Here is a 16522-nt window from a genome sequence, read left to right as displayed (position 1 = left end):
TTAAAAGCAAATAAATAACTTAATTCCTCTCTCCCAAATCAAACTGAACTCGTCGATATAACTTCTCGACTGCAATAGAAATTCCTACACTTTCTAAATTTAAAGTATCTCCTTCTCCATAGGTATGCAAAACCCATAAACCTTCATCATTTTTACGAAAGCATTCCACAGCAATTTCATCAGATTCAATCAAAACGTATTCTTGCAAAGTAGTTGATTGACGATAGCGAGTAAATTTTTTACCTCGATCAAAAGCTTCCGTTGATGGGGAAAGCACTTCGACAATTAAGCAAGGATATCTAATCATATCAATCGCTTGTTTATCGCGATCGTCACAAGTGACTACCACATCAGGATAATGATAAGATTTCGATGTGACTTTTAATTTAACATCACATGAATAAATTTCACATCCTTTCTCGATTAAAAAATCATTTAATTCAATATAAAAATTTAAACAAATGCAATTGTGTATTATTGTTTTTCCCATCCTTACAAACACTTTTCCGTCAATGTATTCATAACGGAGTTCCTGAGTTTTTTCCCATTCGAGGTATTCTTGGGGACTCATGTATTGAAATTCAGGATTAGCAACCATTGATTATTTCCAAGTGATGATACGGCTTATATCAATTTTATATATTAATCGCGATCGCAAAGAAAGAATTAACTTTTACTACAGTTTTCCAAGTTCCTACTTCCCTCTCCTTAATAAGGAGAGGGATTGAGGGTGAGGTTTTATTTTTACTAAGAAAAGGGATTGAGAGCGAGGTTTTATTTTTACTAAGAAGAGCCATTGAGGGTGAGGTTTTATTCTTACCAAAAAGACGGATTGTGAGTGAGGTTTATCTCTAATTATTAATCAAACAAGCTTCTTCTAACTCAAGTAATAACTCTTTATCAATCGGTTGAGTAGCAAGAATATCATGTTTTAAATCTCCCCATTTCTTCCCAGATTTAGCTTTATATAAACTGATAATTTCCGGAATTTGCGAAGACACTATGACTCTTGCTGATTCTAATTGTTCTAATAGTCTAGCTCGACGATAATGATGCGATTTTTGTAAAGATTCTTCTAATTGTAAGGCGATTTCTTTCGGATTTAATTTAGCAGTATCAACTAATAAAATATAGTGTTCCTTGGGATATTTTACAGGTACTAAAGTTTTAAAACAGGCTTCTTCTAAAGGTAAAGTTTCTAGAACATCTCGAACAAATTGGGAATGCAGTTTTTCCCCAACTAAATCGCTGACTTCTTTTTGTCTTCCTACAAATTCCAAACAAGGTGTATTTAAGTATGAATGAGTAAAACGCACTCTATCTCCGATCCGATAACGATATAATCCTCCTTTTTGAGAAATGATGATTTCATAGGTGTTTCCTTGTTTTAACTCATGGAGTTGATAAATAAATCCGCTTTCATCTAGGAACTCGAAGAATACTTCATTGAGTAAGGGTACGCATCCCTTTGCGGGAATCAAGGGAATAGTCATTGGTGCTTCTGTAGCGAGAAGTCCTTTTCCCTGTATCAATACTTTAGGAAATAAGGAACGTAAAAAATCAGCACCATCAGCAGCGTTTGCGCTATCCCAACAAGATATTAGTTTTAGTTCGCTCCATAATAAATGCCAAGGTATTTTATCTCTGTTAATTTGGCTTAATTCTTTATTTGTAGATACTTGTGGAAATAAATGAGGTTGTAACAGCATTAACCGTCGTTTTGCTGACATTTTAGTCGCTAATTCTAAAGCCAGTTGCTTGCGGTTATTCTGAATGTAATCAAGGATAACTTTGAGAAAAGTTGGACTCCAAATTGAGATGATTTCGAGATTATCTGAGCTTAAAAGTGACTGAGCAAGTTGATGTTTAAATTCCTCTGCATTGCTTAACTTATTTAATCCAGATGGGGAAACTAAAAACTGACTCATTATCCATTGTAACCAACCATCTAAATATTCGGAGTCGTCTTGTAGAGATGTAGCGGATGGTTTTAAAGAAGATTTATTTTCTCCTAATTGCGGTGAAATACAAAAATATAGTTTTCCACTGGTAAATTTTGGCCCATGCTTAATTAAATCGTGCGTCCATATACAAAACATTTGATTGAAAGAACGTCGTAAAGAATTTGTATAAGGAATAAATTTAGCCGCACCACGACTTCCAGAAGTTTTTTCATAAAAAGCAACTTTTTCTGAGGTAAGTAGATAAGTGTTATCTTCCTGTTGTGTTTGAATCCAATTTTCAATATTATGGTATTCTACAATCGGAATGCGATGCCAGTCGTCAATAGTTTTAACGCGCAAATATCTACCATAATCGCTTTTAATTAAGCTCTTTAATATTTCTTCTCGTACCTTTTGCTGTGCGGATTGAGGATTTTCTAAACTTTGATAAAAATCACGGCTAGCGGATTCAATTAGTTTACCAAAAAGTTGGATGATTAAGCGCATAATTAATAATAATTGTATAAATAATTTATTTGTTAATTTTTATTCTATGGATTTGGTTAATTATTAAAAAGTTTAATTCTAATGTTTAACTTTATTAGACTCCGTATGTTTGATGCTTCCTATTCCCTCGTTTTTTGTAATTCATTTTCTATCACTATATTTGGATACAAACGGCTATCAGCACAAACAAAAGTTTCATCTTGAACAATTACACCAGGAGCAAGATAAGAACCCGCTCCGATAAAGACATTGCTACCAATTTTTACTTTTTTGACATACAGCATCAAATCCTGTTTTTTGGGTTTAATTGCATGAGATAAAATACCGCAGCTTTGACCAAAAACTACGTTATCTCCGATTTCAATTAAGGAGCGATCGGCTATTTCTAATTTGGGAGTCCAATAAACATTTTTACCAACTTTTGCTCCCCATAATCGCAACCACAATGAAAATGTACCGGGAATTAAACGTAATGCTGCTTCTAAAAAGTCGAAGGTGATATATATAGACTGTATTTGATGACTTCCCCACCAAGGAGAATATTCTTTACCTTGTAAATAACTTATTCCTTCTTGAATGGGATAAAAATGGTTGTGGATTTTATGAATTAATAAAGGAAAACCGTATAAACAAAATAAAAAAGTAGCAACGCTAAAAATTCCAGGGGAATAACAAATCCACAGGAAACAAATAAATCCCAGAACCATGACAGCAGATGGAAAAAAGGAAAGTATAGTACTTCTTAAAGTCATAAATTTAAATCTGGTAGTAGTGCATGGTATTTAGTAAATTGAGTAATAATACCAATTCCTTTAAAGGTAGGTATAAATCCGGATATGGATACGTTAGACTACAATGTCTTTACATTTGGTGGCTGTAATATGATGAAATTAAAATGATGAATTATAGGATAAAACCTCACCCTCAATCCCTCTCCTTGGTAAGGAGAGGGAAGCCGAAGGTAGGGTGAGGTTTTGCATTCAATCATTCCAAGGGTAAAAATAGTTTTTTGCTCAAAGATAGAGAACTATTGATACCTAACGAATCTGGGACTTGATCGGATTTATGATAAGTTTTATGAATTTTATCCCATAGCTTTAAATTTGCACCGTAGTTTCCTTGAATAAATTGGGAGTGATGCCAAGCATGGTCTTGGGGTAAAATTAACCACGGGGATAAACAGCGATACAGCCAGGAATTTACTGTTGGACTAAAACTACTGTGTCGCCATAAATCCAAAGCTGAACTCAAACTGATGCCTAGAATATACCAGTTTGGTTCTTGCAGTAAATAGATGAATAACGAATGAATCCATAGATAAACGATAAAAAAGCTCGTCCACAAGGTATTGCGGGAAGTTCCCAAAACATCCATTTCCGTTACGGTATGATGCACCTGATGGATAAACCACAGTTTCCGAGTATGAAATAAACGATGATTCCAATAGTAGAGATAATCTACAAATACAAAACTGAGTAAGAAAGCTGCAATGGGATAAAGATTTAGTGAAGCACGAGTATCTGGCAGCAACAACTGGTAAAGTTGAAAAACTACAGCTATTTGAAAAAACGGGATCGCAATTCCCTGAAAAAATAAGCCAATACCGTCTAATATCCAATCCTCACGACTCTTTTTCAAGATTACAAAGGTTTGTTTGCTATTTGTAACAGTTAGTGCTAGAAGAATTACGAATGTAAAGAAAACCAACATATTAATAAATCAGTTTCAATTTATACGATTTAGATACTATTTAATAGCTATACTTTCTTCAGGTTCTACCTGGGAATTTTTTGGAAGTGGCTGCGCCACTTCTTTTTTTATGTATACTCAGTTAAACCCAAAATTTTACCTCTACTAATTTATCGGGAAGTGTTCTTGGATCTTTCCCTGCTGCAATATAATTGCGAATAGACTCGACAAAAATATGGATAGTGTCAGCGGGTGTATTTGTAAATTGCGTACCATATTTTTCGATGACTTCCCACTGAATCTTTAAAGCTTCGATATCTTGACGAATAATATATTGTGTAGTCCAATGTACAAATGGTTTTACGAGTTTATTCCAAATGCCGTAGTTGTAGGTAATACAGGTGTAAACCAGAGTAGATTCCGTTTCGGGAATGCATTGACTGGTGATAAAAAGTTTTCTGTTGGGTGACATATCGTACTCAACGCTGGTAACATTCGGCATCCTGTAGCTATCGATATGACGGATTTTATAACCTTTATTATTAAGAAACTTTGTAAACCATCCTAGATTAGTCGTTTCATTACGGTACTCTGCAAATACACAACCGTTACGTCTTTCCACAGTCATTTCTAACTGTTGTTGAGTTGGTTTACGAAAGATTCCTGGATGAACGGAAGTGGTATGAGGAACATCGATAAAATTTTCAGCACAGTTAGTAACGTTGTTGTGAAAACGATTGATTACTTTTACAGTTTCCCATCCCGGTTGTTGGTAGTTAGGCATTTTGAAGGGTGGAAATTCCTCAACAGGTGACGACAATCGCACGTAAACCAAACCATCTTGTTCTAAGGTTTGATAAACCTGGGATTTCCGCATTTTGCTTTGACAGAAATTTTTTCCTTCCGAAGGTACGGTGACAACCGTTCCGGTATGATCGTAAACCCATCCGTGATAAGGACATTGAATCTTACCCTGACAAACTTTACCTTTAGATAAACGACTATTTCTGTGAATACACCTATCTTGTAAAGCCACAGGTTTACCATCTTCCCCACGGAATACTGCTAACCATTCACCTAAAATTATGCGTGAAAGGACTTTATTTGGTTTTAATTGGTTGCTTAATGCAGCGACGTACCAAAAGTCTGCAAATTTCATTAGTTATTAGTTATTAATTGATAATTTTAATATAGTTAGTTACCTGAATTTGACAAGCTAATCTTGCGTGAGGATTTTCCGGTGCTAAGATTTCTAAAACTTCTTTTTCTTCTGCTGATGGAGGTGGAATATCACCTTCTATAGTTACAAGACAAGTCCCACAAATTCCGGTTCGACAACCGAAAAGTATTGGTGAATTTTCTATAGTTAAATGTTCGGCAAGATTTTGATTTTGTTCTAAACTAATCGGTGGATGATTTGTGTTTGGGAATTGGATTTGGTAAATATTTTCATTCATAATGTTATTGATTGTAAATTGCCGCTGTATTGAATTAAACAAACTTTTTTATTATACAGATATAAATCTAAAATCTAAAATTCAAAATCTAAAATTTCTTGACCATATAGAAGGTTGAAGCTGATTTACATAATTCATATATTTAACCAGCGGTTCATCAATATTTAAAATAGCGTTAGGATTATAGCGAATGTTGTCATAAATCATGCCGTCTTCACCGCGCAAAAAATAGTAAGCTAATTTTGTTAGTAATAATAAAAATCTACTGATAAACCAACCAAGAATTCCTGCTCTTTTTTTAGTTATATAAATAGGCTGAATTTTCGTTCTACCTTCTAAAGGTGTATAAGCGTAAATCATCCGTAAAGGTGGAATGAATCGCACTTTTTTCATGATAGTTAGTAATCCTATACAGCCATCGGCATATCTCATAGTGTATCCATAGTTATTACCAAGTATTCTTCTAGCAATCTTTTCTCTAAATGTAGTTTGAGGAAATTCACCGCTCAGGGTAAAATCAATCATATTCCCAGATTTATTTGACTGCAATGATAAATTCATTTTAATGTTTAATTTATGTACTGTTTGTAGATGTTGAGCATCAATTCCGTTCATCATACATATGTGGTGATGACAATTACGCTCGAAAGCTTTATCGGATGTTGTCACAAATTGATTTTTTAACTCATCAAATTCTACAATTTCCGGTGCTTTTACATCTGGATAAACCCAAATAAAACCATATTTTTCATCAGTTGCATAAGCCTGTAAATCAGCTTTTTGAGGAATATTTGATTGACAGGGAATATCTTGACATTTACCTTCACCATCAAAAGCCCAATGATGAAAGAAACAGCGAATTAAGTTACCATCAACTTTCCCGATCGCTAAGTCGGTTCCTAAATGTGGACAGTAAGCATCTAATGCTCTAACTTTGTTATCTTCACCGCGAAAAATTACAATTCTTTGTCCGCAAATATTAAAAGATTTCGCTTTATTTATAATTTCTTTACTTGGACAAACTATATACCAACCCTTTGCTACAACATCCCAATTATTGAATATTTTCATTTTAATTAAAGGTTGGGTATTTTGGTTTTGTAATGAATTCATATATTTAAGATATGTTTTTTAACGCAAAGTAATACAGAAGTTTTTTATTCATATATTAAATTATTATCATATATGTGAAAATGATATTTCCCATTTTTTTAAAGCTTTTCTTTGCCGATCCAAATATTTAGAAATCGAATTATCACCCATCAAAGACATTTCACGATTACTTTTCCATAGATAATCTAAAGGTTGCAGATAAGCTTTGTAAGATTCCATCGCTTCATTATGAGTTTGAAAGCTGTTGTGTAACGCTTGTGTCTCTTCCGTAAAACAACGAAGCATCATGTGTTTTGCTTCTGGATCGCTCATATTGAAAATGCGCGATCGCAACACTCGATAAATTGCCGAGTATAGTGCAGCATCGTACCAAAATATACCGTTAACTGCTACAGAACAATGATAATGGTCTTTTTGACAACCTTGTATTCCTAAGTTTGCAACTAGTTTCTCAAATTTTGTCGGAGGTTTAATACAGTCAATTACATCATGGGAAATAATGGTAGAACTATTGAAATGAAAGCTTTCATCCATAAAGTGATAGTAAGAAATTTTCGCGGGGATGGGTGCATTTTCGGGATTGGGATGTTTTTGATAGTAATTACTGAGTTTGTGTTGAACTAACTTACCGTTGAGAGTACGTACTCCCCGCACTGTAAAATATTGACAAGCAAGGAACGTATTATCCGCAGAAATTAATCCAAAGGCTTGTAACTGAAGTTTTTTCCATTGACGCTTGAAAAAGTTTGTATCGGCAAACACCATTGTTTCACTATAAGGTCCGCGCATTGGATAGCTAAATATCCGTTCTCCAAACAATTTTGATTCAACTTCTTGAGAAATAGTTTTAAAAGCGTTGATATGAGCGCGTTCCTGTGCGGATTCTAAATCGAGCATATCGCATATCAGCCGGAAGTCCTCTTGAGCATAGAGTCCTGCTGCACTAGTTTGATTAAAAAAGATCGTCGCAATTTCAGCGGAAATGATTTGAGAATAGTAAGCAACCCAGTAAAGTTGATTGAGAATAATTCTTTGACTTGGGGTTGCTTCCGACCATAAAGGTGTACCAAAAAGTAAGGAAAATTGCTCTGGATTCCAGTATTCATTTTCGCAATCATTGTACTTAAAATCCGCAGTAGCTCGATCTAATAACTCGGTACAGTCTTGCTGTTTATTTCGCTGATAATTAATTTGCAGTTTGCGACAGACTTGTTGATTTTCTAAAAGTGTATTTTCTTTATCAAACATATGGGGAGTAGGGAATAGGTAATAGGGAATAGGGAATAGGAAAGAAGGAATTATTATTAGGACTTACGCAAATGGCATATTTTTCTTGTAGGGGAGGCGGTTGAGGGGGCGTAGATAATATCCCCCTTTATTGCCGTTGCTAGTACACAGACTAATTATCAACCTAGTAATAAGACGGTGAGTGTACGGCACCATCCGAGTTTTGTGACACTTGCGGCCATTCCTGATTATTGTAGGGTGTGTGACTAGGCTGTTGACTCTGTAGGTTTTTGAGTGCTAAAAAATCATCACAAATCCCTCATCTCCAATCTAGCCTAGACCTCACCCCCTTCCCCTCTCCTTATTAAGGAGAGGGGTGTCCGGAGGATGGAGTGAGGTTCAAAATGTTGTGATTATAACTGACATAAAAGTTGCATGAATAAAAAGTAGGAAAATACTATCAAAGTCAACAGCCTAGTGTGTGACGCTACGATAAATTCTGTACGTGGTTATACTACTTGTAGTGTCACGCACCATTGATAGATTGTGATTTCAAGAATATTTTTCTACTCCCTATTCCCTACTTCCTTCTTATAAAACACATTGATTCGCTTTCAAAGGTTGAAAACACCCCTTATTTTGCAGATTTTCAACTATATTTATAGTGTTGGGTAAATGCATTAAACTGCGTAATAGTTTCAAGCGACTTCCACTATGATTTTCTGTATCAAGCTCTGCAAAAATATTGATTTTTTCTACTTTAGATAAATCTCCTTTGACCTTTTCAATTGCTGTGACTACACTTTGAGGTCCTAATTGCACCATCTGCAAAAATATTGCCAGAATATCCACAATGTCTTGACTTAATTTACTGGAAGATATCTTTTCAAACAACGTTACTCCGGTAGCGTGATGACGACTTTCATCTTGTAAAAAACCGCGAATCACCGAACTTAATTGAGGATGTTGGCAACTTTGAGCAATACTGCGGTAATGAGTTAAACCCCATCCTTCTAAAACCACCTGAAGCACAAACAATAAAACAGTTTTATCATCACTTTCCACCACATCTTCCAGCATATTCAAAAATGGGTTATTACTAAGTTTCGGAGTTGGTAAAAAACGCTTAATCTGTGATAAATGACTAACCTCATCTGCTCCAAACAAAGCATAAAGCATTCTTTCCTCAGTGGTTTCCGCGAATAAAACCATTTTTGCCATATAACCCACTCCAGCTTTCTCTATAAAATAAGCTTCCTCCAAAATTCCCAAATTACAAAGCTGTAAAATCGAACTTTGTTCTGCGGGTGTGGACTCACGAAATATTTTAACTTGATCGAGATTGAAATATTCTGCATTCCAGTAGGGGAGAAAAGTTTCAGAAATTTTGCTTTCATCTCCCATCGTTTTTTCAAGCGCTGAAGATAAAATTCGATGCAGTTTTTCTTCTTGATTTACATCAGGTAGATGCAATCCAGCTATAGAATATTGTTGATTCATAATTGATTGATTAATAGTTTTATTTATTATCCACCAGTAAATGTAATTCCCAGTTTGATAATGGATTAATAAAAGATTTTTGATAACTCTTAACTTCTAATTTTATTTACTTTTCTGATTGCGGACAGGTCAAAACAATCATCGGATGGGAATCTGAATCGAAATCCGGATTTTTCGGTAAAACCATTGGATCGGGATTTTCTTGGTTTTGAGATTTCACGGCATCATTTCCTGGTATAAACATCTTTGAGTCTACATTTGAACAGATTTCAGCTTTTTTCTGAGCATTTGCACCACAAGCAGCAAAAATAACTACTAGCAACGAGTTGAAAAGCATCGAACGAATTGTCAAAACTTTTTTCATGATTAAAAATTTGTCTCATGTATTTTTCATAATTCTTGTTCTTAGATGAATTTTCAACTCAATTGTTTCAGTTTCGGTAACGCTCAATCTCCAAAAATGAGAATAGGATGTATCATCATTGTTAGTTGCGATTGCGAAATCAACTCCTAACTCCTAATTCTTAACTCTTTCAGTCATTCGGTTCTCCTTTGGATTTAACCATCTCAGCTTTTTGCTGCTGTTTTTTTTCTGCTTCTTCGTTTACAGCTTCCCAACTTCCCCAACTTAGGGCTTTTTGTTTTTCCACATTTTGAATAAATTGCAATATAGAATTATCTGCTTTAGTTGGTGTTTTCAAATCGAATTTAATCGTTTGAAAAATCTGAGTATCTCCTTTTGCAAAATAGTTACCGACCTGATTTGTCAGCCAAAGTACAACTTTATTAAACAGCCATCCAAAAATCCCCCGACGTTTTTTAGTTATTAAAATTGTTTGTCCTTCCGCTTTTCCATCTTCAATTAAACGCAAAGCAAACATAATATGAAAATGGAGAAAATCGGGACCCAAAGTTACAGTACCAATACTTCCGTACCAATAACACATACTATAAGTAATAGCTTTTTTATAAAAAGGACGGATTAATTTAATCAAAAAAGAATCTTCCCCACCCCATGTAACGTTACTAAAAATAACGGCATTTTCGTTGAGTTGTTCTTTGCGAAAAACAATTTCTAAGGGTAAATTGTGAACCGTATTAAAGTGATGAGCATCAATAGCATTAATCATCAACACGTTAGGATGGCAGTTTTTAATAAACTGAGAAGTTAAAATACTATCGCATTCCTCGTTCTCTAATTCTGGAACAAAAGGTAAAGGCTGCAATGGAGTTTCACCCGTCCAAACCCATACCATGCCGTACTTTTCCGCAACGTGCCACGTTTTTAACTGTAGAGGAAGCGGTGTTCCCAAACAAGGAACATCAACACAATCACCTTTGCGATCAAACTTCCAATTATGAAACAAACAACGCAATCCCCCACCTTCAACTTTACCTTCTGCAAGGTGAGCGCCCATATGAGGACAGTAAGCATCAAAACAAACTAATTCACCCTCAATATCGCGGTAAATTACCAATTCTCTACCTAATAAAGAAACTGCTTTTACCTTTCCTTTTCTAAGCTTTCTCGAAGGGATAGCCCAATACCAGCCTTCAATAAAACGTCTTGATCGATTAAATATTTGGGTGTAACGATATGAACTAATATTGCTTGATACAGCTTTCATGTAATTTTTACTGCCGGATTTTCGGGCTTCTAAATAAATTGTATTTAAAGGCTTTATACCAAAAATAAATAGTTTTTATTGTGTTGAAAGCATCACCCCGAAACTATTTAAAACTTCCTATTTCAACCCAACTACGTTTTTTATTTTAAACCGGAATTTGATCTACAGAGTTTGTTCTAGCAAACCACATTCTACGTCCGGCACGGGTTAAGTTTTCCTCGCAAATCTCCGTAGAACAAACTAACTCATCACCATCAAAATGACCGGGGTTGAGCGTCTGGAAAAAGCGAATGTGGGGGTCTTGCAATCGCTCAGCAGGTATACCCCGCAATCCATCACGCAGTATGTGAGGATGAGCAAAACGAACCACACCCGTTTTAATATCGTAATTTTCGCCAAAACGTTTCACAGCCAAATTCTGTATCAAGCACAAAATATTCTCTGGAGTTGCCGTATCGTACCGAGGATAAAACTGCTGCCAAAATAGCGGTAAAAAACGATAGGTGCGATAACCCCCAGAAATTAATAGCCAGTAAAGTCTGCCTTTACAGTATTCCCAACGCAGCTTATTTATCGAAGATATCCAGCTAGTAGATAGCGCCGAACTTGACCAAGCACTAGGGTCTACAATCGTGTCTCCTGAAAACACAATACTAATCGTTTCACCTTCAAAACAGGTGTCATACATTAGGAGTGTAGAAAAACCTTTTAACTCATTTGTTTGCTCATCTTTTATCAAGATTACCCAGTTTTTATCATCTAGATCGTTGTTAAATACATCTCTTTTCACTCCTTGGAAATGATTGCTTAAAAGTACAAACATTTCCTCTACATCCAGAGGAGATAATTCCTCAATGCGAATTAATTGGCTATTCATTTTTATCAATATATATTTGTATGCCCTTATTCTTAACTATAGATTTATGCTTTGCAAATTGATGAACTGTATGTGTCAGAAAACTATCTGTCTGAGGTATTTTCTCAGGAGTTGTTATCTGCAAAAAGAGCTAAAATCCTCTTTGTACAAAAACTTGATTGGATACGCATTAAAATTTATATAAAAAAAAATAGCTTATTAAAAGCATGAAATATTGTAAACTTCTATCTACTTCATATTGCTTCATCCTCGTTCGCTTATCTTTCATTAATATCCGCTCAATTGATGTACTAATTGTTTATATAACAAAAGCCTGATTCCACCAAGAAAAAACCTCTATATTAGATTTGTAGCCAAACGATCGCAGCAACAAGTAATAGGAGTTACAGCCCGGTATGTTAAGCCATGCAAATCAAACGCTATTAATAGGTAAAGTACAGAAACTTAGTGGAGTTCCAATTCGGACAATTCGCTATTACGAAAGCTTAGGTTTGATTAAATCAGCGGCAAGAACTGAGGGTGGTTTTAGATGCTTCACCGAAGATATATTGACTCGTTTATCATTCTTAAAAGCGTTCAAAGACTCGGTTTGACTCTAGAATAAATCGGGGATATTCTCCAGATTTGCGATGGTGGTAAACCAGCTTACGATGAAATACAGCACAAATTATGATCGACAAATTGGTGATTTATTAACATTGCAGGGTGAATTAAAAAGCTTACTTTTGGCATGGAAAAGCTTGTCTAAAAAACCCAAAGATGCAATTTGTCCAAATATTCAATAAATATCTTTATAGTTTAGTATTTGATGCTACGGTTGATTACAAAAGTAAAATAAAAACACAAATGCATACTAATTTACGAAAATGTCTATCCCGTGTAAATTGCGCTACAATAATTGCAGCTTTAGCTGACGACATAATTTAACTTTCAATCGTAAGAAGTCTCACACCTACCCGTTAGGGAGGTGTTGAGATGAATTACGAACCGGGTTTAGATTGTCCTTCGATGTATTTCCGCAAAGTTGAAACAGTTACACCGCCACAGGAAGCTACGAAATAAGAACCGCTCCAAAATACTTCTTTCCAGTAAATATCAGCTAGGTGTTCTGAGTATTCTTGACGCAGTTTCCTGGACGACACTGATTTTAGATTATTGACTAACTTGCTCAACTCAATGTCTGGGTGATACTGAAAAAGACAGTGTATATGGTCATCTTCTCCGTTGAAATCTACAAGTTTACAATCCCATTTTTCCAATAGTTCTTCTATGATGACGTGAAGTCTATCTAACATCTTTATAGTAAAGGCTTTACGCCGATACTTTGTGACTAAAACCAGATGAACTTTTAGGTCACTAACAGAACGTCCTTTAGAAACAAAATCATTTTTCATAGTAATTTTGGAATATTTGCACCAATAGGTGTATACTCAAATAGTAACACTGACCAAATAACAAGGTGGTGATGAAGAAGTGCGTACATCGTATCAATACCGATTAAAACCGAATAAACAGCAGCGAGAAATTATTGATAACACGCTCGATATGTTGCGTTGTCAATATAATTATCAGCTTGCTGAAAGGTTTGATTGGTATGAGCGTTGGGGTTGCTCAATCGATAGATGTCCGCTTGTTTGTCATTTACCAGAATTAAAAGATAAAAAGAATCGCTTTAGTCAACAAGCTTCCTTAAAACAATTAAAAGTTGACCGCCCTTGGTACAGACAAATTCATTCTCAAGTATTACAAGAAGTACCTAAAAAAGTTGAGATTGTTTTTGATAGATGGCTGAAGGGCGACGGTAATGGTAAAAAATCAGGTCGTCCAAGGTTCAAACGTGTAGGGAGATATAAAACTTTTACTTATCCCCAATTTAAACAACATCATTTTGTAGGTAACAAAATTACGTTATCCAAAATTGGTGATGTAAAGGTAATTGTTCATCGGCCTATGCCGGATGGATTCGTGATTAAAACCGTATCTGTCACCAAAAAAGCTAACGGTTATTATGCAACTCTGAGTCTTGACAATAAAGAAGTGCCAACAATTAAGCCAGATTTCAATGCTGATAATATTGTTGGAATCGATGTAGGGTTGATTGATTTTTATGTTGCTTCTGATGATACCCGGATTGTTGCACCAAAATATTTACGCAAAGCTGAACGTAAATTAAAGTCAGCACAACGTAAAGTGTCTCGACGTAAAAAAGGTTCTAATCGTCGTAAAAAGGCAATTAAAAAGCTAGGCGTTAGACACAAAAAAGTAGCTGATACCAGAAAAGATTTCCACTTCAAAACAGCAAAACAATTATTTTCTAAATACGATGTAATTGCTGTTGAGAAATTGAATGTAAAAGGACTTGCTAGAACGCGATTAGCTAAATCTGTAAATGATGCCGGATGGAGTCAGTTTATAAATATACTTGAGTTCAAAGCCGAAAATGCTGGATTAAAAGTAATATTTGTAAACCCAAATGGGACTAGTCAAGAATGTTCTGGTTGTGGTCATAAAGTAAAGAAACCATTATCCCAAAGAGTGCATCGATGTCCTAATTGCAATATCAGTTTGTGTAGGGATCTAAATGCTTCTATAAACATAAAGGAGCGTGGGACGCACGCCCTAAAAGCTCAGATAATGTCTTCAAAGAAGAGTCTCTGAGAAGCCTACACTCTATCTGTACTCAGATGGGTGTGGGTATGTCACGTGCATCTACTCTTAATATCAGGGTAGCATCTTTTACCTTTCATCAAAACCATTGCTGAGCAAGCTTTTAAGCCACCGCTGCGGAATTGCAAATTATTTTCGATTATTCGACTAATTCTATGTACTACTTAAGTATTACGATGGTAGTATAAAGTAGCGGCGAAGGTTGGTTGTTTAGGAATCTGACTTTTTAGATTGCGATCGCAATTATCGGAACTAGTTTTAATCGATTTACTTGTAAAAACGCACTTTTCCACTGGTATCCGTACAGATGCATTAAAATACATTTCAGTTGGCTTACAAGATACTGAGTTCAAAATTATAGTACATATAATTAACTTCAGCATTTAACCAATATTGAAACATATTATAAAGAATTTCTTCGTATCGCTTAGGTGTTAGCTCTGCGGGTATATAATCTTCAACTATAAATAGATGGTAGCCATGTTCAGTTTTGATCGGGCCAACCAACTGTTTTTGTGGTGCATTAAATACAAGCGCTACGATTTCTGGTGAAATTGCCCATCGATACATCTTTCCTTCATATCCACATTTGTATCTACGGTTTTCATCAATATCATGAACGCGAGCTGCTTGATAAAAGCAAATTTCACCTTCTTCAATCTGATAGTACAATTCTTGAGCTAGCTTTTCATCTTTGACCACAAATTGGTACAGAATCACTTGCTCAAACTCTAAGCGATTTTGCATAAAAAACTGTTCTACTTCCTTCGCAAATAGTGCTAAAGCTAGCTTTTGGGTCAGCAGACGGTTACGAATCCCCACTTCCCAATCTAATGGGGCTAACATTTCTTGCTCAAGCCACCTAACTGTATCACTAGCTTTTTCCAAACGCTTTTCTCTACGCTGACGATCTGCTTCAATTTCAATTTCTTCTGTTGTAACGTTTATACCTTTTTCTTGTGCAACTTTTTCGATTATTTTTTGGGATGCAATATTTATACATATATCTTTTAATTTGATTTCGCTTTTGAGGAAATTTACAATCTCTTCTGGTTCCATCAGTATTTTTAAATGCTTATTCATGGGAATCTACTCTACAAAAAAAACTCTTATAAAATACAGCTATTGGCTCTAAAATAAACTAGAAATATTTTAGAAATAATCTAATTAATATACTCGTATAACGAATGGCACTACTAATGATTTTTAGCTTGATTTCTCAGCCAAATCCATCAATAGCATCATTTTTTCATTATTAAGCATTTGAGTATTTTATTTTTATTTTTAGCAAAATAAATATACTGCCTTATAACGATCGCGCATCTTGTATCAGATGTTTCATTTTATTGACTTCCTCCTAAATCTCTTGGTAATTAGCTCCAATAAAAATAGCTTCTCTCAAATTTGTATCTCAAACTTAATAAATATCAACTGTAGAAAATACTGAAAGATTAATAAATAGTGATTATATTAAATAACTAAAATATTTGAAGATATGTAGAGAATACCGAAAAAAAACTGGAAGCTAATTAATTTTGTCAGCTTCCAGGTATTAAAATTATAAATTATCAGTATATTTCAGGAGAAATGATTCGAGAAAAGGACACTTACACTTTTCTATATATACATAGATTTATTAGCGATGAAAATACTTTTATCCTTACTTATTCGTTTTTCGCTAAGCCAATAGGTCTCAAATTTTATTAGCTTTAGTTAAAAGAAGTTTTGCAATTGTTAAAGGTTTAGTAGGGGGGAGGTAAAACTCTAACTAGATTAGATTGGGGAAATTCGCCGCTCTAATTGATTTGCTTACTCTTCGTGAAAAAAGAACCACCATTAGTAACGATAAGCTATAAATATCAACTAATTTCGTTATATGCCCCGTTGATTGATTGCCTGCTCAATCAAGCTAGC

15 protein-coding genes and 1 pseudogene are annotated in these 16522 nt (G+C 34.9%); 2 read left to right on the top strand and 14 right to left on the bottom strand.

Features of this window, described 5'->3' with window-relative positions; translation table 11 throughout:
• Positions 1-19: 19 nt before the first annotated feature.
• From VB797_RS08260 to VB797_RS08205, 12 genes are all read right to left on the bottom strand, one after another.
• Positions 20-598 (bottom strand): Uma2 family endonuclease, encoded by a 579-nt coding sequence (locus tag VB797_RS08260; RefSeq protein ID WP_323237195.1) that lies wholly within the window; start codon positions 596-598, stop codon positions 20-22.
• A gap of 253 nt (positions 599-851) precedes the next feature.
• Positions 852-2450: a GH3 auxin-responsive promoter family protein gene (locus VB797_RS08255; protein ID WP_323237194.1), complete on the bottom strand. Its 1599-nt coding sequence runs from the start codon at positions 2448-2450 to the stop codon at positions 852-854.
• Between the two features lie 119 nt (positions 2451-2569).
• On the bottom strand, positions 2570-3202 hold the full coding sequence (locus tag VB797_RS08250; RefSeq protein WP_323237193.1) for an acyltransferase: 633 nt from the start codon (positions 3200-3202) through the stop codon (positions 2570-2572).
• Positions 3203-3434: 232 nt separating this feature from the next.
• On the bottom strand, positions 3435-4160 hold the full coding sequence (locus VB797_RS08245) for a sterol desaturase family protein (protein WP_323237192.1): 726 nt from the start codon (positions 4158-4160) through the stop codon (positions 3435-3437).
• Between the two features lie 121 nt (positions 4161-4281).
• Positions 4282-5298: an aromatic ring-hydroxylating dioxygenase subunit alpha gene (locus tag VB797_RS08240; protein WP_323237191.1), complete on the bottom strand. Its 1017-nt coding sequence runs from the start codon at positions 5296-5298 to the stop codon at positions 4282-4284.
• A gap of 13 nt (positions 5299-5311) precedes the next feature.
• Positions 5312-5596, bottom strand: coding sequence for a 2Fe-2S iron-sulfur cluster-binding protein (locus VB797_RS08235; RefSeq protein ID WP_323237190.1), 285 nt, complete (start codon positions 5594-5596; stop codon positions 5312-5314).
• 81 nt (positions 5597-5677) lie between these two features.
• On the bottom strand, positions 5678-6709 hold the full coding sequence (locus VB797_RS08230) for an aromatic ring-hydroxylating dioxygenase subunit alpha (protein WP_323237189.1): 1032 nt from the start codon (positions 6707-6709) through the stop codon (positions 5678-5680).
• Between the two features lie 66 nt (positions 6710-6775).
• Complete coding sequence (locus tag VB797_RS08225) at positions 6776-7957, bottom strand: P-aminobenzoate N-oxygenase AurF (RefSeq protein WP_323237188.1); 1182 nt, start codon at positions 7955-7957, stop codon at positions 6776-6778.
• 570 nt (positions 7958-8527) lie between these two features.
• A complete protein-coding gene (locus VB797_RS08220; RefSeq protein ID WP_323237187.1) occupies positions 8528-9436 on the bottom strand; it encodes a ferritin-like domain-containing protein in 909 nt (302 codons plus the stop codon).
• A gap of 106 nt (positions 9437-9542) precedes the next feature.
• The gene (locus tag VB797_RS08215; RefSeq protein ID WP_323237186.1) at positions 9543-9800 is read right to left on the bottom strand and encodes a hypothetical protein; all 258 of its coding nucleotides are present in this window, start codon (positions 9798-9800) and stop codon (positions 9543-9545) included.
• A gap of 169 nt (positions 9801-9969) precedes the next feature.
• Positions 9970-11064 carry an aromatic ring-hydroxylating dioxygenase subunit alpha gene (locus VB797_RS08210; protein ID WP_323237185.1) on the bottom strand — a complete coding sequence of 365 codons (1095 nt, stop codon included), beginning with the start codon at positions 11062-11064 and terminating at the stop codon, positions 9970-9972.
• Between the two features lie 145 nt (positions 11065-11209).
• A complete protein-coding gene (locus VB797_RS08205; RefSeq protein WP_323237184.1) occupies positions 11210-11941 on the bottom strand; it encodes a hypothetical protein in 732 nt (243 codons plus the stop codon).
• Between the two features lie 395 nt (positions 11942-12336).
• Between VB797_RS08205 and VB797_RS08200 the strand changes: the two are divergent.
• Positions 12337-12726, top strand: a pseudogene (locus VB797_RS08200) (MerR family DNA-binding transcriptional regulator).
• A gap of 195 nt (positions 12727-12921) precedes the next feature.
• On the opposite strand, the gene tnpA reads toward VB797_RS08200, so the two are convergent.
• On the bottom strand, positions 12922-13335 hold the full coding sequence (gene tnpA, locus VB797_RS08195) for an IS200/IS605 family transposase (protein ID WP_323237183.1): 414 nt from the start codon (positions 13333-13335) through the stop codon (positions 12922-12924).
• A 79-nt stretch (positions 13336-13414) separates the two neighbouring features.
• Between tnpA and VB797_RS08190 the strand changes: the two genes are divergently transcribed.
• Entirely contained in the window at positions 13415-14599 is a 1185-nt protein-coding gene (locus tag VB797_RS08190) for a transposase (RefSeq protein WP_323237182.1), read from the top strand.
• A 342-nt stretch (positions 14600-14941) separates the two neighbouring features.
• Here the strand turns inward: VB797_RS08190 and VB797_RS08185 are convergent, their stop codons facing one another.
• Positions 14942-15691, bottom strand: coding sequence for a peptidylprolyl isomerase (locus tag VB797_RS08185; RefSeq protein ID WP_323237181.1), 750 nt, complete (start codon positions 15689-15691; stop codon positions 14942-14944).
• Positions 15692-16522: the final 831 nt, after the last annotated feature.

Origin of the sequence: Rivularia sp. UHCC 0363 (genome assembly GCF_034931125.1) — a bacterium.
In the GTDB taxonomy this organism is placed as follows: domain Bacteria; phylum Cyanobacteriota; class Cyanobacteriia; order Cyanobacteriales; family Nostocaceae; genus Rivularia.
The sequence above is the reverse complement of the archived record's forward strand: the minus strand, read 5'-3'. Positions and strand labels throughout refer to the sequence as shown.